The following is an 18,932-nucleotide window of genomic DNA, read 5'->3' as shown; positions in this document are numbered from 1 at the left end:
ACACCTAAAACCTAATTTATCCGATCTACAGATGGCAAGCAGGTAGGAAAACCTCTCACCATAAAGCGACTGCCTAACCATGTCTCTTTCTGGAGAGTCGTAGACTAACGTCTGTTGCAATTGGATTAGCCGAATCAGACTATTCACAGTTCCGCTACAGCCTTCTCAACGATCAGATCGACAGGTAAACGAATGTCCACGACCAATGCGCCCTTCGGTTCTTCCAACGCTTCCAATTGGGAATCCACCAAAGTGGTCGGCATGAAGTGATCCTTTCGCCCACCCATTCGCTCGAGTATCGTCTCTCTGTCACCGCGCAAATACAGCCACCGAACATCAGGCAGGCCTTCACCCAATGCATCGCGATAGCGTTGCTTCAACGCGCTGCACGCCAATACCACTGATTCACCCTTTGACACTTTCCCCTTAAGCTCGGCGTTCAAGACATGCAGCCATCCCGCCCGATCATCATCAGTCAAGGGGATGCCCGTGCTCATCTTGTCGACATTGCTTTGTGGGTGAAAGTCATCCGCATCCAACATTTCAATACGCTTCGCTTTCGCTATTTCAATAGCGATGGTCGACTTGCCACTGCCGCAAATTCCCATCACGAAGTACGCGATCGGGGACGAATCAACAGACTCTATCCTTCCCACTTGAAATAAACAGTAGAGAGCGGCGGTATTGTAAATTGGCCCGACTGAGCGAAACTATCGTACTCGACCGGTTCGGAGTTTACACCGCTCGCATTCCCGATATTCGATCCTCCGTAGAAAGACGAATCCGTATTCAAAATTTCACGCCAATGCCCTGCAGACGGCAGACCGATCCGATAATTTTCCCGAGCCATCGGCGTAAAGTGACCGATAACTAGAATCTTGCTGCGACCATCCGGCGAGGTTCGTACATAGCTGATGATGCTTGAATCCGCATCCCAGCAAGCGATCCATCGAAAGCTCTGCTCATCGAAGTCGGTCAGCGCGAGAGCGGGCTCCGACTTGTATACGCGATTCAGATCACGCACCAAGGAGGCGATCCCATGATGGTCCGAGAACCCGTTCAGGTGCCACTGTAAGCTCTTGTCGTAGTTCCATTCCTCGGACTGGCCGAACTCGCTGCCCATAAACAAAAGCTTCTTGCCCGGATACCCCCACATGTGGCCATACAGAGACCGCAGGGTGCGGGACTTGTCCGAAATCGATCCAGCCCCCATTTTCATCAACATCGAGCCTTTGCCGTGAGTCACCTCATCGTGCGAGAAAACCGTTACGAACTTTTCGGCGTACTGATAGAGCATGCCAAAGGTCAGGTTGTTATGATGATGCCTGCGGTAGATGGGGTCCTTCTCGAAGTAGGACATGTTATCGTGCATCCAGCCCATGTTCCACTTCAGGTCAAAACCGAGTCCTCCTTCTGCGGGCGACTTGGTGACACCGCCAAAGGAAGTCGACTCCTCCGCGATCATAAGCGTGCCGGGGTAGTACTTGTGAACGAGATCGTTAGTCTCGCGTAGGAAGGCGATCGCTTCTAAATTTTCGTTGCCGCCGTACTGGTTAGGAATCCACTGCCCCTCCTCTCTTGAGTAGTCGAGGTAAAGCATGGAGGCCACCGCGTCCACGCGAAGTCCATCAATGTGATAACGGTCGAGCCAGCTGAGAGCGTTGGCGACGAGGAAACTCTTCACCTCGTGGCGTCCAAAGTTAAAGATCAAGGTGCCCCAGTCCATGTGCGATCCCAGGCGCGGATCCTCATGCTCGTAGAGGCAGGTCCCATCAAATCCGGGGAGAGCAAAAGTGTCGCGAGGGAAGTGGGCGGGTACCCAATCGAGGAGTACGCCGATGTCGCGTTGGTGCATGTAGTCGACAAAGGCTTTGAATTCGTCGGGCGTGCCAAAACGGTGCGTTGGCGCATAGTATCCAGTCACCTGATACCCCCACGACCCATCGAATGGATGCTCCGCCACCGGCATTAACTCGATGTGCGTGAAGCCGTGCTCGGTAACGTAATCAGCCAACTCCTTGGCCATTTCGGAGTAGGTCAGCGGCCGGTTGTCCTCTTCCCAGCGACGCTTCCAGGATGCAAGGTGCACCTCGTAAATGCTCATCGGCTGGTCGAGAGCCTGATGATTAACCCGCTTCGCCATCCACGCCTGGTCGCTCCAGTTGTAGGCTGAATGATCGAAGACGATCGAAGCGTTGTTGGGAGGAGCTTCGAAATAGCAGCCGTAGGGATCGGTCTTCAGGAAAACGTCGCCATTCTTTGCCCGCACTTCAAATTTGTAAACTTCGCCTTTTTCGAGGCCGGGAATGAAGAGTTCCCAAACGCCACTCGCTCCCAAAGATCTCATCGGATGATAGCGGCCATCCCAATCATTGAACACGCCAACCAGCGAAACTCGGTCCGCGTTAGGCGCCCAAACCGCGAAAGAAACACCTGGGATCCCGTCCACCGTTCTCGGGTGCGCACCTAGCTTTTCGTAGATGCGGTGTTCGTTGCCTTCGTTGAAAAGGTAAAGGTCCGATTCCCCCACCGTCGGCAGGAAAGAGTACGGATCATAAAACTGGCGAATCTCGCGATTACGCTGTTCCGAACGCAGACGATAAGGGAATACCATGTCGCGGTCTTCGATCAGCACTTCGAAGAAACCGCTGTCATCGATCTTCTTCATCAAGTAACGAGGCCCTTGCTCGGAACTCGCGTCGACGACCTCGCATTCGTCCACCCCGCTGAGGAAGGCCCGAACTAGGATGCCGCGCTTCTTGCCCTTAGTGTAAGGGTGCATCCCTAAAATATCGTGAGGCGTGCCGACCTTGGCGTCGACAAACCGTTTAAGATCCTGCTTCGAAGTGTACATAAAACTGGCCAAAGAGTGTGGCGACTTACTCTCGAAACCGATGCCAGCCCTGCCTAAAATAGACAAGGCAAAACCGGTTCAAACTCGTGATAATCAGCAAGCTGCCCGCCAGGTTGGTACCCAATTCCCAGTCTGGCCTGTGACGGAACCGAATCCCTAGCTAGCCGTCCTAAGGCGAGTCTTCTTGGACCTTGCCAGCCGCCCTTCCTCCTACCTTATTAATCAGCTTTCAAACCTGACACCATGATCGAGCTCTTCCGACAATTTCCACGCCTCGCCTTGGCTGCTGCCACATTAGCCGCCTTTTACACGTCCCTTCGTGCCCAAGATATAGAGCTAATCCCCAGCGGCCCCGTCACTTACGACCAAAACACAGGTGAAGTCGTAGCCACCGAAGGTGCCCAAATCGAGTACGACGAGTGGCTCCTCTCGGCCGACACCATACGCTTCAACCAAGAAACCGGCGAAGCCTCTGCGAACGGCGATGTCGTGTTCACCCGCGCCGACCTACGCCTCGTCGCCGATTCCCTCACTTACAAACCTCGCGAGCAATTCGCCCGAGCCCAAAACTTCAGGGCCGGCAACGGCCTCTACTACGTCGACGGATCCCTTCTCGAAGGAAACCCGGACAACTTCCGTTTCGAGGAGATCAACTTCTACCCTGGCGAACCTGGCACCTTTCTTTTCGTAGCCCGCGCTGGCGAGCTCGCCATCGTCGACCAAAACGAATTCCGCGGCAAACGTCTCTTCTTCAAGGTCGGCGCTGTCCCTTTCCTTCTCATTCCTAACATAACCCAACCGCTCGATGCGGAAACCAACCTCTTCAAGCCAACCCTCGACTATAGCGGACACATCGGAGCACTCATCGGAGCTGAAGCGCTCGTGCCCGTCACCGACCACATCCGATTCGGAGGCAATGTCGCCCTCTCTTCCAAGCGCGGCATTCTAGTCGGCCCCGCCGCTGGCTACTCCTTCGAAAACGAAGCCTACACCACCGACGGTTCGCTCATCTCTGGCTACATAAACGACCAAGGAGATCTGGGTCTCGACGTAAACGGAGAACTCATCAACAAAGACCGCTACTTCGCCGAATGGCAGCACCAGCAGATGTGGACCGACAACGGGGCAAACATCTCCGCCTACGCGCGCTACTGGTCAGACTCAGAAGTAACCCGCGACTTCTACGAGGATTCCTTCGACCGTATGCAGAATCCAGACTCGTATCTGGAAGCTAACTACAACGCCGACAACTGGCAACTTTCCTTCTTCACTCGGGCCGCTCTCGGGGAGTTCCAATCCTACACCGAACGCCTTCCCGAAGTCCGCTTCACCTACTTTCCCACATCCCTCGGCCACGGTTTCAGCCACCGTGGCTTCCTCTCGGCCGCAGCCCTGCAAAAAAAGGACAGCTTCGACCTAGACCTGAACAGCACCAAGATCGACGCGGCCTACGGCCTAGATTGGAATCGCCGCTTGGCTGACGGGGTGAACCTTCGCCTCACCGCCGGAGCTCGCGGACTCCGCTACGAAGACGCCGAAACCTACTACGTTCGCACCAGTCTTAACGATCCTTCCGACACCGTAAGCGCTTGGGGAAAAGCGAGCGGAACCAAGTCCTACGGCGAGATCGGAGCGGATCTCAACATGAAGGCGAGCGCCACCTTCGACTACCAGAACGAGACTTGGAATATCGACGGCATCCGCCACATCATCGAACCTCGCATCTCCTACCGCTACGTCCCCGAGTTGAGCTACGATTCGAGCCTAACCATCCCAGATGAGCCCGTCTTAGCAATATACGGTCCGCCGATGGGTGAGAGCATGCTCTATGCTGACAGAGGAGCCTTCGCCAGCTACCTGCCGTCCATCGACATGCTAGACCGTCGAGACTCAGACAACATTCGCGAAGACCATAAAATCCGATTCGAAGTGAAAAACCGGATACAAACTCGAAACGAGAATGGCAGTTCCCGCGACCTCGCCCGTTTCGACCTTTCCACTGACTACTACCTGAAAGGATCCGAATACGCCGAGGAATATTCATCTCTCATAAACATCGACTTCGAGCTCACACCTGCCCCGTGGTTGGAGTTAGGGCTCTTCACCCGCCTCGATCCCGAGGACGGCATGTCGGTTCAAGAATTCAATCCCCGAGTATCCATTCATGACGAAGGCTACTGGCGGGTCACTTTCGGCTCCCACTTCCTCGACGGGAGCTCAAATCTCACTTCATCAGGACCCTACAACCTTTCGCGAACCTACTCTTGGCAAACTTGGCCCAACTACGGACGCAGCTACCCTGAGTACCGCAACCTCCGCCTCGAGCAATACTTCGCCCACCTCGAATACCAGTTCTCCGAAAATCTGAAGCTCTACGCCACCACTCGGTACGACGACCAAACGGGCGTCTTCTACGAGCAACGAATCGGAATCATGCAGCGCGCCCTCGACACGTACGGCCTCAAATACGAGTTGCGCATCTACGACGGTGACCGCCGCGAAAGCGATTTTGGCATCTCCGTCGGAATCGATCTATTCGACGAGTAGCGAATCCCAAAAAACACTACTAGCACGTAGCAACTCACTCCTTCTAAAGTGCAAAAGCCACTTCTTAACGCAGGCCTCAAAATCCATCGCCTGCAAAACCAGAGGCGAATAGCCTACTCCCTCATCGAGCGATCGCGCACCTTGCTGAAACCCGGCACCGCCTTCACCCGCGAGATTCATGAGCTTTTCCGCGCCCAAGGCAAATTCGGCTCGAAGGACCGCCGCCTCTACCGCGAGCTCATCTACACCTACCTCCGGTACCAGCCGTGGCTGGAAAGTAGCTACGCCAACCAAGATAGCTTCATGGACAAGCTGATCTGCCTGTCCGCCCCTACCGACGAGATCCAAACGCTGTATCCAACACTTAAGGACAGAGCCCCACTCGCGATCCCATCTGACCAACGTTTCCGCTCGCTCGGCCGCGATGATGACGATCTCGAGCAACTCTTACCCGATTGGTTCACCAGCCACACTCAGCGCTCTCCCTCGCCAGAGTCGTTGCTCAACCTCGTAACTCGACCGCCGCTCTGGCTGCGTATCCAAAAGGACCCTAGGGAGGATCTCGTCGATCGACTTAAAGCGAAAGCCAATCCCGCCCAAGCCGAGCGAATCGAGAAACACCCAAATGTCCCCGACTGCATTCACGCCCCTTCCGACTTCCCGCTCGCCAATCATCCCTGCTTCTTAGAAGGCGACGTCGAGATCCAAGACATATCATCCCAAATCCTTCTTCACCTCCTCAAAGAAGCACCCAAAGGCAGCTGGCTCGACGCTTGCGCCGGGGCTGGAGGCAAAACCCTCCAACTCGCCAATCTGCTCAAGCCCTACGGCAAAGTAACCGCGTACGACAAACGCAGCTCCGCCTTGCGCGAGCTCCACTCCCGCGCCAAACGCTCAGGCCTCAAAAACATATCCGTGCTCGACCAGCGACCTACGGAAGGCTCCTACAACGGAGTGCTTGTGGACGCACCTTGCAGCGGCTCCGGAACCTGGCGTCGCCACCCCTACCTCATGCGCCAAACCCGCGAGGATGAAATTTTCGACTACGCAAAGACCCAGCTCGCGATCCTCAAAAGCTACGCCCCACTCGTCGCCGAAGGCGGTATCCTCGTCTATAGCACCTGTTCCCTCTCCCGTTACGAGAACGAAGCCGTGCAGGAGAAGTTCCTCGAGGACTACACCGATTTCCGCCACGAACCCCTCTCCTCCCGCTTCGGTTACGAGGATAGAGGCCGCGGCATCACCGTCTATCCCGAAGACCACAATGGCGACGGACTCTACGTCGCCACCTTCCGCAAAAAAGCCTAGCCTCGGCTCGCAACGAAATTCGGTTACGTCTTCCGAGCGGACGAGCGAAGCCGGAGAGCGCGAATAACTCCACAGTCGGGTGACTGGAACCTTTACACTCAACTTCGCACTTGCCAGCCGCCGCCCGCCCAACGTGAATTCCCGACGTGTCAGAGGAGAACGATCCCAGAATCAAGCTATCGGTATTTGAAGGCCCCATGGACCTTCTGCTCTTTCTCATCCGCAAGCATGAGATCGACATTTACGATATCCCCATCGAGCTCGTTCTCGACCAATACCTAAGCGTCATCAACGCCATGAAAGATGTCAGCCTCGAAGTCGCCGGCGACTTCTTCGTCATGGCCGCCACCCTGATGGAAATCAAGAGTCGCCTCCTCTTGCCCAAGCAAAAGCGAATCGCTTCGGACGACGACGAGGACGACGATGCTGACATCGACCCCCGCTGGGAACTCGTTCACCAGCTATTGGAATACAAAAAGTTCAAGGAAGCCGCTGACTCCCTCGACAAGCTCTCCAATCGAGCAGCCCTCCTGAAGGAACGCGACTACAACTCTGTTAACAAGGCCGAGACCCCGCAACGACCGCTCAAGCCCGAAGACAAAATTGCGATCTGGAACTCCTACAACATCGTCCTCCGCCGCCTCACCGAGAAACTGGTAGTCGGAGAAATCCAGGACGACTCCGTGACTGTGGTCGACCAGATGGAAATGCTAATCGCGAAAATTCGCACCGAGCCCGTTTTCAACTTTTCATCCCTCTTCGATGGCCACATCGGGCTTCGCACGCTCGTCACTACCTTTATCGCCATCTTGGAGCTCACCCGTTTGAGGCGCCTCAAGGTCGAGCAAAACGAAGCATTCTGCGACTTCGTTGTCACCGGACTGGAAGGCGGCGAAAGCCTCTCCTTCGAGGACGAAAACGAGCTTGAACAGCCAGCTCCTTAGCCCAACCTAGGCGGTGTGCGAGACGAAAGCCTAGCAAACAAGCAATCACACCTACTCGGAATTGGTCTGGACAACGAAGATGGACACAAACGCGTCACCCAAGCTGACAAGTTTTCCATCGTCGGCGGATCCCAAGAGACTCACGAAAAGATGACCGAAACGGTGGTGAAAACCTTCGAAGACATGAAAAAGGCGGGGAAGCAGCTCGAAACCATCGAGAAAAAGCACCTAGCTGAACTCATTGAAAAGAACCGTCCCCAAGATTGAACCCGAACGGTCAGACAGACCGACACTCCAATCCATTGGCAAATCGCAATAGAGAAGCTAGCACATCCAACTCCCTTTCCATTGAAGATGGCAAGGGCGAGGAAATCCTTGCAACCAAGTCCAAGGACGACGACCAAGTGGTGCTTGCAACCGATTCGCAGGGCAATTCGTTGACCCTCCTCGAAGAATACGCTCGCCGAAAAAACAGTCGCGTGGGCCCCTTCGAATTCGCTCTCAGTTTAATCTGCGCAACGGCTTCTCTTGCATTCGCGGCTCTGATCTACTTTAACACGCACTAATCATGGCAGACATTATCAACCTGAACGAACAAAGCTTCGACGAAGCTATATCCACCGCAAGCGGACCAGTCCTAGTGGATTTCTGGGCACCTTGGTGCGGACCTTGTAAGGCAATCGCTCCTCTTCTCGAAGAGATTGCTAGTGAACTCGATGGCAAAGCCGCCATCACCAAGGTCAACGTAGACGAAAACAGCGCCATTGCCGCCAAGTTCAACGTCCGCGCGATCCCGACCCTGATCCTTTTCAAGGGTGGCGAGCAGGTCGAAACCATCGTCGGAATGATCGGCAAGGATGATCTCAAAGCCAAGGTCGAAGCTCACGTTTAAAGCCACGCCAGTCTAACCCATTTTCGAAAACAAAGCCCTTCGCCTAACCGCGAAGGGCTTTTTCGTGCTGGATATAAATGGGGACGCGGCCTTGATCGGCTATCTGTCCTGCTTCTCGCTACTCAACAGTCTGGTCGAGTGGGATCCCCATCTGCTCGTACAAACTCCGTCTCCCAGCCTTATCTCCATCGAGAACCTTCTGCGCATGAGCAGCCACGTCCTTCGCCACTGCTCGCGGGACCACTACGACTCCATCGCCATCCGCTACCACCACATCTCCTGGCATTACCAAAACGCCGCCAAAGGATAGTGGACGATTGATCGACTCAATCTCGTTACGCCCTGGACGAATTCCACGAGTACGCTTCCTCAGGTACAGTGGCACCTCCTGCAAAGCGATCTCGTCCGTGTCGCGCGACCCCGCATCCGTTATCACGCCTACCGCGCCCAGATCTTTCCAAGCCAGAATGTTGTACGAGCCGATCGAGCCTATGTCTCGCTCCTCAACGTCGTCTATCATGACAACGGCTCCGGGAAAGAGATGGTCCGCAAAAGGCTCTGAAGAATATTCGTTGTAGAAGTTGCCTTCCCATTCAGAAAAGGCCTGCCCGGGCGCCGGATGCTCAGATCGCTGCGTAGGAACGTAGCGCACCGTGACCGCAATACCGCGAATCACATGCTTCATCGTTTTCCGGTCCAACCAGTCCGCATGGATGGCAGGATCGACGAAACCCGTATGGGGCAGGCCAACCGAGTGCATTCCGTCTGCTACGTCCGCTACTCGCAGTTCCTTGAACAAGGCCAACATAGCGTCGTTATCTTCTTGGGTATAGATTTCAGTTTCGATGTAGTTCTCAGCTTCGCCTTTGCCAGCAAAGGCCAACGGGGTTGCAACGCTCAGTATTGAAAAAACAATTACACGTTTAATATAGTTCATAGACATTTTGGTTAGGGTATCGAGGTGGAGCTATTGCCCCTCACGGTCCCGTTCGAGACCGAGCTATTAAGTTCTACGGACGTAGAAAAAACTCAAACCGCCGGGGCAAAAGCTAAAGTTTTGAAGTTTGACTATAAAGTATGCCTTTAGCCTAGTTTTCCATCCCCAGATTCCTCACCCTTAAGAGAAGCCAATGTCCCCCACTTCGCCCTTGCCCGAGTCAGATATGCCCAGCACCCAGTCTGTCTCGCTGCGTACCAAGATCATTTATGGATTGGGTTCTGGGAACGACATGTGGGGCAACTGGTTCTATGTCTCCTTCGTCTGGCTCTTCTTCAACCAGTACTTGGGCGTCTCTCCCTCCCTCATAAGCACCGCGCTTAGCCTCCGTTTGCTGTGGGACGCCATCACCGACCCTGTGTTCGGATGGTGGTCGGACAATACCCGAACGCGCTTCGGGCGACGACGCCCTTTCATCCTAGTCGGATCCATCCTCAGCGGGCTATTCCTCCCCGTCCTCTTCATGGTAGAAGTCGGAGCCAGCGACACGCAGTACTTTTGGTGGATGCTCATTACATCCATCGTATTCATGGCCTTCGTGAGCTGCTTCAACATGCCCTACAACAGCCTAGGTGCCGAACTGTCGCCAGACTACGCAGAGCGCAACTCGATCTACAAATACAAGGGCAGTATCCAAAAAGTAATGGAAGTCGCTTCCTTTGGCGCTGGGGCCTTTGTGACCGCCCTCAACTGGGAGGGCGCGACCGCTTCCGATATCCCGCAAGTCGTTGGCAATATTTTCAGCACTGGATTCGCTTGGACAACATCGCTCCTCGGCAACCTGTTCACCTTCAATTTTGCCGCGGCTTGGGCTGCCCTCGAAACACCATTTGGGCTGCAAACAGGCGACGGTACGGAAGAGATCAACATTGTGCTATCGGCCAGGGTCTACACCTCCATGCTGGGAGCTGTCATGATTTGCATCGGCTTCATTCTCTTTTTCGGACTGAAGGAGCGCTACTACGAAACCGTAAACAAAAACCAAGCAAGGACCAAGATTATCGCTTCTATTTGGGGAGCCCTGCGCTGCCGCCCCTTTCGCGTCCAGCTTTCCATGGGACTCGCTTACTCTCTCGGATTGAGCATGGTCGGCACCCTCGGATTCTACACCACCGTCTACTTCGTGAGCGGCGGCAACCGCACCGAAGGTAACCTTTTCAATCTGAAGATGGGCATCGTCGGAATGCTCTTTGGCTTCATCGGTCCTATGATATGGGGTTTACTCGCCTCCAAGTTCGATAAGAAGCGAGTCATTCTCATCATCCAGTTCTTCGGCATCGCCGTGTTCATCGCCACCTGGTGGCTCTACACCCCCGAGATCAAGATGCTGCAAGTGCTCGCCACGGGCTTCATCGCCCTCACCCAGGCTGGTTTCTGGATGATGTACGGGTCCATCGGAGCCGATGTCATCGACTACGACGAACTCGAAAGCGGGGTCCGTCGCGAGGGCGCCTTCTCAGCATGCGGCAGCTATATCATGAAAATCGGCATGATCCTCGGAACCTTCATCACGGGTGTAGCCCTCGAAAGAACCGGCTTCGACGCGGAGCTCGGAGGAGACCAACCGGATAGCGCCATTTTCTGGATACGATTCCTTCTCGCTGCGGTTCCCATAGCCGGCCTCGTAGTTTCTCTCTTCTTCATCGTTCGCTTCCCGCTCACCGCAGATAAGATGAGAGAGATCCGTACCCAACTCGAAGACCGCCGCGGTACGGTGTGACGAAGCAGCAGTGCTACCAATCACAAAGAAGGGCGACCTCTACGGCCGCCCTTACTTGTATTAAATTTCTTGGTACGTATCGAAAACCGAGCGAGCCCTCAAGAAAGCTTTCACCGCGATTGCCGTGGTCTTGATTTTCGGCGTCACTCTAATCGTGTTCGACTCGCCTGCCATGAGATGCACGAAATTGTCGCTGTACTGGGCGTCGATTCCCTTTAGCTCCAACCAGGTCCAAAGCGCCGGTTTATTAGCCGTCACCGTAATATCGTAAGCTCCTCTCGTAGCCGCCTTCACCTTGAGCGAAAGGTCTGGATTGACCAAGGAAAGGTGCTTTGGACGGGCAAAGGTCACCAAATTTTCGCTCACCACCTTGCGACCGTCCTTGAGAGAAAGTTTCACGATCAACCCTCTCTGCCCATGCTCCGCTACTAGCTTCTTCAGTTTAAGCGTCTTGAAAACGCCCGTCGAATTCGCGCCCGAGCGGATTTTCTTTGACCCCGTTTCGAGTTCCTTGCCGTCCACGTCGACTACCTTCCAACCGATGCTTAGCGATTTGGCTTCGAGCAGATCGTTCACGACGTGGATCGCGACCGTATCTGTATCCAGATCTTCTACACCTGCTACGAGCAATGGGTTGTAGAAATTACGAGCTGCGTAGTGCAAGGCCTTCCATTTCCCGAAAAAGTCAACCGAGGACCAACTCGCAACCTGCCAGCAATCGTTGAGCTGCCAGTACAAGGCACCCATGCAACGCGGCTTGTTCATGCGCCAATGCTCGACCGCGTACTTGATGGCCAGACCTTGCAGGATCTGGGTCAACCAAATCGTGTTGTCGAAACCGACCGGCAGGCGGAACCAGCTGAGCATGTAATCGATGATCGCGCTATTGCCGATCGGGCTGCGCTGGTGCTGCTCCATAACGTAGGAAGTCACATTGCGCTCTTCTTTGTTGGTATAGGTCTCGATCGTGCTCGGCTCCGGAAAACTCTGAAAACCGAACTCGCTGCAGAAACGGTGGAACGCCGTGCGATACCATTCGAAAGGACGACGGCCATGCCAGACCTTCCACAAGTGCGCATCTCCACAATCCGGATTCTGGGAAAACTTCCGATCCCCCACTGGCGAGTGTTCGCTAGAGGGCCAGTAGTCGCGCTGTGGATCGTTTTGTTTCACAATTTTGCCGATCACCTTGTCGAATAGCTTTATGTATTCGTCCCACGGCATTTGACCGGGTTCGTCGCCGAGGATAGGCGGTATGTGCTCCATCTCGTTGTTGCCGCACCAGATCGCCAAACTGGCATGGTGGCGAATACGCTTAACCTGCTGCTCGACCTCAACTTTCACGTTATCGACCCAATCGTCGTCGAAGCCTGGATACGCCGCACAAGCGAACATGAAGTCTTGCCAAACGCAGACGCCCATCTCGTCGCAAGCATCGTAGAAGTCGTCCCGTTCGTATTTGCCTCCGCCCCAGACACGAATCATGTTCATGTTGGCCTCGATAGAGGACTTGAGCAAATCACGGTTTCGCTCGTCAGTTCCCCAAACGTCGAACTGGTCGGAGGGTATCCAGTTCGCGCCCTTGGCGAAGAATCGGTTTCCGTTTGCCTCGAAGCAAAACGACTCGCCCCACTGGTCCTTTTCGCGCACCAGCTTCAGTTCGCGAATGCCGATCCGCTTGCTGGATTGGCTGATCACCTCCCCTTCCCCGTCGAGCAGGGAAACTGCCACCACGTAAAGCGGCTGCTCGCCTAGTCCATTCGGCCACCAAAGCTCCGGCGACTGAACAGTGAGGTTGGCCTTCGCCTTGCCCCGAGCTATGGGTACTTCCGCAGTTGCCACGACGGTCCCGTCCTTCGAGACGGTGACAAAAGCAGCGAGTTTGCTGCGACGTGCCGTCGTCACCAAGGCGTCGATTTCCAAGTCCGCTTTCTTGAAGCCTTTGCTCAGAGACTGCTTAACCAAAAGGTCGGTGACCTCAGCTGTATCGAACGCGTCGATACGGACCGAACGCCAAATACCCATGGTCACGATCATGGGACCCCAGTCCCAACCGAAGTTCGACTGCTCTTTGCGAACCCATTGGCCGCCTTCGAGGCGATGATGCCCCATACCCGTTTGCCAGAGGAATCGCTCCTTTTGCTTTGCGAGTCCGTACATTAGGGCCGAGGAGAAAACGATGGAGAGCTTATTCTCTCCTTCCCTCAACAAAGACTTCACGTCGAACTCCCACTCGCGAAACATATTGTCGGTTTCCGCCAGCACCTTGCCGTTGAGTGAAATTTTCGCCAAGGTATCAAGTCCATCGAAACGCAGAAGAACACGGTCGCGCTCTAGCAAACTGCCGCCCACCTCGAAGCTCCGCGAGTAGGTCCAGCTTTTCTCGCCCACCCACTGCACAAGCTTCTCGTTGTCGCGAAAGTAAGGATCCGGAATCAACTTCTCCCGATGCAAATCAGCATGCACGCAGCCAGGTACGGTTGCTGGAATATTAATTTTCTTGGGCCCCTTGAGCATCCAAGTTCCATCTAGCGAGAGCGTTTCAATCATAATCTTGGGTCGTTTCCGATTCTCAGTCAGAGAGCAGACAGGAGCGCAAAAAGTCGAAATGCTCCAGAACTTATTTCGCTTGAGAAATTGCGTAAGCGATCGGAAATCGCTGCACTAAACGTTCACGTGGCAAGGGCCTTCTCAACCAGTTTCCGACAATCTTCGCTAAGCTCGAGAGCGAGCGCGGCTTCGCGGCCAGCTTCGCTCATCTTTGCCCAGCTCTTCTGCAGGATGCCGATCATCTTCTCCTCGTCGGTCCTCTCGCTGAACTCCGCAAACTGCTTTTCCAGAAAGACGAGGCAAAGCGCGTCTTCCATGGTCTGGCACTCGGGATCCTTCTTGATGCCCTTCTTGAGGTTAAGGTCCGCAACCTTTAACTGCATCGCCTCGTCATACCCCATTTCTTGCAGGACGATCCCAACCTTATGGGCGTGAAACTTCTTCAGGTCTGCCCGCCAGTTCAGATAACCTGCTCTGTCACGAGGGTAGTCCTCACGAGGAATCATCCAACGGCAGATATGCTGTCCACGGGCCGCCAGCATTAAAGCCTCGGATGCTTCCGGTGCCAGCTGCAACACCCACCGGGTCAGTTGAGTGGCAAAAAAGAGTTCGTACCCGACGTTCCGCTTTCCGAGCGCCACTCGCTTGGGATCGTCGTCGTTTAGCAAATCGATTTCCCCCATGGTCTTCAGGAAGCGGGTCGGGTCGGCAACTCGACCCAACTGCCGGACAAGCAGGTCTTTATCAAAGGTACGTTCCATTTCGCCACACTACAAATGCAACGTCGCAAAGCAATAGCGCTGCTATGCGACCAAGCAATTTTATCGTCGTACCGACAAGCGACCCTAAGCCAATCCCCCAGCCCTCGTTGGTCGACTCCCGATAGCTTTCGGGCTTCCCAAATCCTGTCGTAGATTTAACAATACTTTTACATTAACGGACGTTTTACAAACGCCGGCTAACATCAACTCCACGACAAATACATATGCGCATCCAATCCTTCCGTCTCGCTATCCTCGCTAGCTGCGCCTCCCTTTCTGCCCTTGCCGCCACAGCTGCTCCCAAGCTCATGCAGGGCCCCATGCTCGGCCACGTGGACCAAAGTTCGGCCCAGATCTGGGCCCGCGTCGCCGGCGAAGCAGACCTCTCCATCCTGTACTCAGAGAGCCCACGGTTCATTGATGCTCGCGAAACCCCACCCTTCCGCGCTTTAGCCGAGAACGACTACTGCGTGCAAGCGACCATCGACGGACTCGAAGCCGGCTCCTTCTACTACTACCAAATACTCGTGGACGGCGAACCCCTCGACGCCGTTCGCGAGAAGGAGGGCTATCCGCTCCTCACAGCGCCTCCATCCGATATGGAAGTCCAGTTCACCATCGCTTTCGGCGCCGGTGCAAAGACGGAAATCGACGGAATGCAAGCCATCTGGCTGCAGGTTCAAAACGCCCGTCCCCACGCTTTCTTCTGGCTGGGCGACAACGAATCCGCGGAGGGCCTCCCACCGGCTTTCCAAGCGGAGCAATACCGTAAGCAACGCAATATCCCATTCCTGCAGCCCCTCCTACGCTCTATCCCCCAAATGGCCACTTGGGATGGTCCGAAGCAAGATTCTCCAAAGTCCTTCGACGTCTTCCAGCGCTACTGGGCCAACCCTAGCTACGGCACTGACGAAAATCCCGGGTCGTATTTCAAGTATAACTACGGCGGAGTAGACTTCTTCGTTCTCGACACATACAGCTTCCGCCAAAGCGGCGACGACTCCACTCTCCTTGGCAAAGCCCAGCTCGATTGGCTCAAGTCCGAGCTCGATGCGAGCTCCGCTCCGTTCAAGGTTCTGCTTAGCAGCAGTAGCTGGACCGATATCAAGGAAAACAATAATTCCACCTGGACCGCCCACGTCGAAGAGCGCGACTCGCTCCTCGGCTACATTACCTCCAACGATATTCCAGGAGTCATTCTCGTGTCCGGCGATAACGACCAAGCTGAAGTCAAAGCGATCCCGATGTCCCAGAAGGGTGGATACGATTTCTACGAGCTTGTAAGCAGTCCGCTGGCCCAAGATCCCGTAGCCACTTACGACGATCAGGAAGCCTCCACCATCAATATCCACGAACCCTATTCGTCGTCTATGAATTTCGGACTTCTTAGCTTCGACATGACTGGCGACGATCCAAGCTTCGCTTACGACGTGATCAACGTTTTCGGTGAAGGCGCATTCCCGACTCTTGAGGTTAAGGCCAGCGAATTGAAGAACGGTGTGGCCTCATGGCAAACCAAGGTCGACGACCCCGACGCTTACGCTAACGCAGCCCTCGCTCCCACCGCACCTAGCAACGCCGTGGTACACTGATATTCGCCAACGTTTTCAAACTAAAAAGCCGCCCGATTCCGGACGGCTTTTTTCTATAAAGAACCGTACGGCGACGCTTTAACTCGAGGCCCCCAGCTCACTGCTAAATCCTCCGAGCTAGGCCATTGGACCGATAACCAGTTCTACGCGATTCGCTTCGACGAAGTATTTTTTAGCGAAATCGCGTAGCGATTCCACTGATACCTCATCGATCTTTTGGTCATAGAACCGCCATTCGTTTACGGGCAACCCATAGGTCGCATTGAGTACTGCTTGGCTCGCGCAACTTGAGTTAGTCTGCATGCTCATTCGCTTCGCAGCCTTGAGGCGCTTCTTGCACCGAGCTAGCTCGTCCTCGTCGACTCCGTCCATCACGCGACGTGTTTCGCGATCCAGTTCCACGATCACTTCCTCGAAGCGCTCGGGAGAGGTGCCTGCATAAAAATAGAACATTGACGTATCCAGTCCGACAAGACGCGCCGAACGAACGAAATAAGCTAAGCTAAGCTTCTCGCGCACGCGATCGAAGAGCTCGCTAGACATCCCAGAAAAGAGCTCGTCCGCGACTTCGGAAACGAAGTAGTCTTCCGCTTTCAAGCCGGGGGCTGGGTATGCGTGGAAAACGATCGCCTGCTGGCGATCCATCTTCTCGCGATGCACTCCCGGTTCCACGGGCTTGTCGAAAGCAACCTTTCGCTCCGGCAATTTAGCTGGGGCGAACTTGTTGAGCAACGCTTCCAACTTCGCTCTCAGCTCTTTCGAATCGAACTGTCCCGAAACGCCGATCGTCACGTTTCCGCCCACTACGATCTGTTTCCAAAACCCGATCACATCTGCGAGCGTTATCGACTCTACGGTCTCCAAATCTCCACTACCGCTGATTCCAAAAGGATGTTTACCGAAAAACTTCTTACGCAAGGTTCGTCGACCCGCAGTCACTATATCGTCCAAGTTCTCTTTTATTCCGGCTATGTGCGACTCTTTTTCGATCTCGAAAACTTCGTCCTTGAAAGACGGCCGGAAGAGGGCCTCTTCCAGCAAATCGATCGCCATATCCGTGTCCGACGGCAATACTTCCAAAGCGAATCCTAAGCTGTTGTTGCCAGAGAACTCATAGAAACTTCCACCGGCACCTTCGATGTCTTCGGCCACTTCCAAGGCACTGCGCTTGGCGGTATCCTTAGTCATCATGGTGGAGAGCAAAGCGGTAAGGCCGTGCTTGCCCTCCGGCTCGAACAAGGAACCAGCCTGCAGCGCTACCCGGAAATGCAGGTTAGGCAGACGCCTATTTTCACGCAGCAGGATCTTGCAGCCATTTGGGAGAATCGTCTCCTGAAAGTCGAGAGTCGCTTTTTCTTGGTCCTCCACAACAGTCCCCTTCTCGAGCTCGTCCTTGGGATTCAAGGTCACTGTCGTCAATCGGTCCCAACGTATCCACGTATCCAGCGCTCGCTTGAGATCAGCGCTCGTAACTTGGGTTATTTGATTCAGATAATTACGAGCGTATCCAATATCTCCTACCACAACTTCTGCGGTACCAAGACGCGAAGCTTGGCCGGAAGCAGTCTTTCGGGAATTAACTTCATTTACCAGCAGCTGGCGACGCACCTTCTCGACGATCTTTTGCGAGAAATCACTTTCCGTAAGCGATTCGATATAGGACCGCATCTCATCGAGGGCCGGCTGAAGCTTATCGGGATCGCACAGCATCGAAATATAGAACACGCCCACACTACCGGGCGTCCAGTTCGAGACGTCGACGTGGTGAACGAGCTGCGTTTCCTCTCTCAATCGTTGATAGAGCAATGCGCTATCGCCGCTGCCTAAGGCAAGCGCCAAGGCGTCGAGCGCCGGCGTGTCCGCATGTGTTAGCCCAGGGACCTGGAAACCCATCGCCACTCTGGAAATCTGCACGTCTTCGTAAAGGTCTTGGCGGCGCTCCGACAATTGCAGGGGCTCCTCCGGGAGATAAACCGGAGCAAGCGAACGACGCTGATAGGCACTGAAATGCTTCTCGACCGCTCCACGCATATCGGCGGCTGCAAAGTCACCCGCAATCACGAGAACCGCGTTGTTCGGAACGTATCTTTCCTCATAGTAGCCGACGAGGTCCTCGCGCGAGATTCGATTGAAGACGTCCTTGTATCCAATAATCGGATAGCGATAGGTATGCTTATTGAATGCCGTTTCGAAGAGCGAGTGCATCAGCTTGCTGTCGGGATCGTCTTCGCCCATGGCGATCTCGCGATTGATAACCTCGCGCTCTTTGTCCACCTCTTCCGCCGGGAAGACCGAGCCGAACACGGAATCACCCAGAACATCGAGAGCCACCTCAGCATTTTCAGCGGGCATGTCGATGTAGTACACGGTACGGTCAAACGTCGTGTAAGCGTTTATGTAGCCACCCGACTCGTGAACCACGCGGGCAATTTCCTTGCCCGGCCGCTTGCCCGTACCCTTGAAGAGCATGTGCTCCACGAAGTGCGAGATCCCTGACCCTAGGTGGCTATCCTCGTGCATGCTGCCAGTCTTGACCCAAACTTGCACCGAACAAACAGGCGAAGAACGATCTGGCTTCAACAGAACCGTTAGCCCGTTGTCCAAAACGTAACGGTCAACAGGTTCCTTCATGAGAGGAGCGATCAGAGCCTGGCTCGCATCCAGCGAGCGGTTGTTAGGAAAATCAATCATATCGATAAGAAGTGTGGAGGGACGACTTCCAAGTCGTCCTCAATACGAATTCAAAAAGTTGGAGCGACCTCAGTCG

Annotated in this window: 14 protein-coding genes; 8 read left to right on the top strand and 6 right to left on the bottom strand. The window is 54.6% G+C overall.

Going from position 1 to position 18,932, the window contains the following annotated elements; genetic code table 11:
- Nucleotides 1–143: 143 nt before the first annotated feature.
- Together QEH53_RS17955 and glgB are read right to left on the bottom strand one after the other, a co-directional pair.
- Nucleotides 144–656 (bottom strand): gluconokinase, encoded by a 513-nt coding sequence (locus QEH53_RS17955; RefSeq protein ID WP_309024593.1) that lies wholly within the window; start codon nt 654–656, stop codon nt 144–146.
- Entirely contained in the window at nt 644–2,854 is a 2,211-nt protein-coding gene (glgB, locus tag QEH53_RS17950) for a 1,4-alpha-glucan branching protein GlgB (protein ID WP_309024592.1), read from the bottom strand. Before glgB ends, QEH53_RS17955 begins: the two co-directional genes overlap by 13 nt.
- A gap of 243 nt (nt 2,855–3,097) precedes the next feature.
- Between glgB and QEH53_RS17945 the strand changes: the two genes are divergently transcribed.
- The 6 genes from QEH53_RS17945 (at nt 3,098) to trxA (ending at nt 8,545) form a co-directional block, all read left to right on the top strand.
- The gene (locus tag QEH53_RS17945; protein WP_309024591.1) at nt 3,098–5,401 is read left to right on the top strand and encodes a hypothetical protein; all 2,304 of its coding nucleotides are present in this window, start codon (nt 3,098–3,100) and stop codon (nt 5,399–5,401) included.
- Between the two features lie 48 nt (nt 5,402–5,449).
- Nucleotides 5,450–6,709: an RsmB/NOP family class I SAM-dependent RNA methyltransferase gene (locus tag QEH53_RS17940; protein ID WP_309024590.1), complete on the top strand. Its 1,260-nt coding sequence runs from the start codon at nt 5,450–5,452 to the stop codon at nt 6,707–6,709.
- 197 nt (nt 6,710–6,906) lie between these two features.
- A complete protein-coding gene (locus tag QEH53_RS17935; protein WP_345785740.1) occupies nt 6,907–7,653 on the top strand; it encodes a segregation/condensation protein A in 747 nt (248 codons plus the stop codon).
- 15 nt (nt 7,654–7,668) lie between these two features.
- The gene (locus QEH53_RS17930; protein WP_309024588.1) at nt 7,669–7,920 is read left to right on the top strand and encodes a hypothetical protein; all 252 of its coding nucleotides are present in this window, start codon (nt 7,669–7,671) and stop codon (nt 7,918–7,920) included.
- A gap of 35 nt (nt 7,921–7,955) precedes the next feature.
- Nucleotides 7,956–8,219 carry a hypothetical protein gene (locus tag QEH53_RS17925; RefSeq protein ID WP_309024587.1) on the top strand — a complete coding sequence of 88 codons (264 nt, stop codon included), beginning with the start codon at nt 7,956–7,958 and terminating at the stop codon, nt 8,217–8,219.
- 2 nt (nt 8,220–8,221) lie between these two features.
- Complete coding sequence (gene trxA, locus QEH53_RS17920) at nt 8,222–8,545, top strand: thioredoxin (RefSeq protein ID WP_309024586.1); 324 nt, start codon at nt 8,222–8,224, stop codon at nt 8,543–8,545.
- Between the two features lie 118 nt (nt 8,546–8,663).
- Here trxA and QEH53_RS17915 read toward each other — a convergent pair whose 3' ends face one another.
- Nucleotides 8,664–9,482 (bottom strand): hypothetical protein, encoded by an 819-nt coding sequence (locus tag QEH53_RS17915; RefSeq protein ID WP_309024585.1) that lies wholly within the window; start codon nt 9,480–9,482, stop codon nt 8,664–8,666.
- A gap of 193 nt (nt 9,483–9,675) precedes the next feature.
- On the opposite strand from QEH53_RS17915, the gene QEH53_RS17910 reads away from it, so the two are divergent.
- Nucleotides 9,676–11,262, top strand: coding sequence for an MFS transporter (locus QEH53_RS17910; protein ID WP_309024584.1), 1,587 nt, complete (start codon nt 9,676–9,678; stop codon nt 11,260–11,262).
- 60 nt (nt 11,263–11,322) lie between these two features.
- Here the strand turns inward: QEH53_RS17910 and QEH53_RS17905 are convergent, their stop codons facing one another.
- A complete protein-coding gene (locus tag QEH53_RS17905; RefSeq protein WP_309024583.1) occupies nt 11,323–13,812 on the bottom strand; it encodes a glycoside hydrolase family 2 protein in 2,490 nt (829 codons plus the stop codon).
- A 122-nt stretch (nt 13,813–13,934) separates the two neighbouring features.
- Nucleotides 13,935–14,573 carry a DUF4202 domain-containing protein gene (locus tag QEH53_RS17900; protein WP_309024582.1) on the bottom strand — a complete coding sequence of 213 codons (639 nt, stop codon included), beginning with the start codon at nt 14,571–14,573 and terminating at the stop codon, nt 13,935–13,937.
- Nucleotides 14,574–14,797: 224 nt separating this feature from the next.
- On the opposite strand from QEH53_RS17900, the gene QEH53_RS17895 reads away from it, so the two are divergent.
- A complete protein-coding gene (locus QEH53_RS17895) occupies nt 14,798–16,165 on the top strand; it encodes an alkaline phosphatase D family protein (protein WP_309024581.1) in 1,368 nt (455 codons plus the stop codon).
- Between the two features lie 117 nt (nt 16,166–16,282).
- Here the strand turns inward: QEH53_RS17895 and QEH53_RS17890 are convergent, their stop codons facing one another.
- Nucleotides 16,283–18,856, bottom strand: a complete 2,574-nt coding sequence (locus QEH53_RS17890; protein WP_309024580.1) for a pitrilysin family protein — start codon at nt 18,854–18,856, stop codon at nt 16,283–16,285.
- Nucleotides 18,857–18,932: the final 76 nt, after the last annotated feature.

Source organism: Pelagicoccus sp. SDUM812002 (genome assembly GCF_031127835.1).
Lineage (GTDB): Bacteria > Verrucomicrobiota > Verrucomicrobiia > Opitutales > Opitutaceae > Pelagicoccus.
This window is presented reverse-complemented; position numbering and strand designations above follow the sequence as displayed.

What these genes read in the sequence shown, in the direction of transcription:
- QEH53_RS17945 (WP_309024591.1), top strand. Translation starts at nt 3,098, where the DNA reads ATGATCGAGCTCTTCCGACAATTTCCACGCCTCGCCTTGGCTGCTGCC.
- QEH53_RS17895 (WP_309024581.1), top strand. Translation starts at nt 14,798, where the DNA reads ATGCGCATCCAATCCTTCCGTCTCGCTATCCTCGCTAGCTGCGCCTCC.
- QEH53_RS17915 (WP_309024585.1), bottom strand. Translation starts at nt 9,482, where the DNA reads ATGAACTATATTAAACGTGTAATTGTTTTTTCAATACTGAGCGTTGCA.
- QEH53_RS17935 (WP_345785740.1), top strand. Translation starts at nt 6,907, where the DNA reads ATGGACCTTCTGCTCTTTCTCATCCGCAAGCATGAGATCGACATTTAC.
- QEH53_RS17890 (WP_309024580.1), bottom strand. Translation starts at nt 18,856, where the DNA reads ATGATTGATTTTCCTAACAACCGCTCGCTGGATGCGAGCCAGGCTCTG.
- glgB (WP_309024592.1), bottom strand. Translation starts at nt 2,854, where the DNA reads ATGTACACTTCGAAGCAGGATCTTAAACGGTTTGTCGACGCCAAGGTC.
- trxA (WP_309024586.1), top strand. Translation starts at nt 8,222, where the DNA reads ATGGCAGACATTATCAACCTGAACGAACAAAGCTTCGACGAAGCTATA.
- QEH53_RS17905 (WP_309024583.1), bottom strand. Translation starts at nt 13,812, where the DNA reads ATGATTGAAACGCTCTCGCTAGATGGAACTTGGATGCTCAAGGGGCCC.
- QEH53_RS17900 (WP_309024582.1), bottom strand. Translation starts at nt 14,573, where the DNA reads ATGGAACGTACCTTTGATAAAGACCTGCTTGTCCGGCAGTTGGGTCGA.
- QEH53_RS17910 (WP_309024584.1), top strand. Translation starts at nt 9,676, where the DNA reads ATGTCCCCCACTTCGCCCTTGCCCGAGTCAGATATGCCCAGCACCCAG.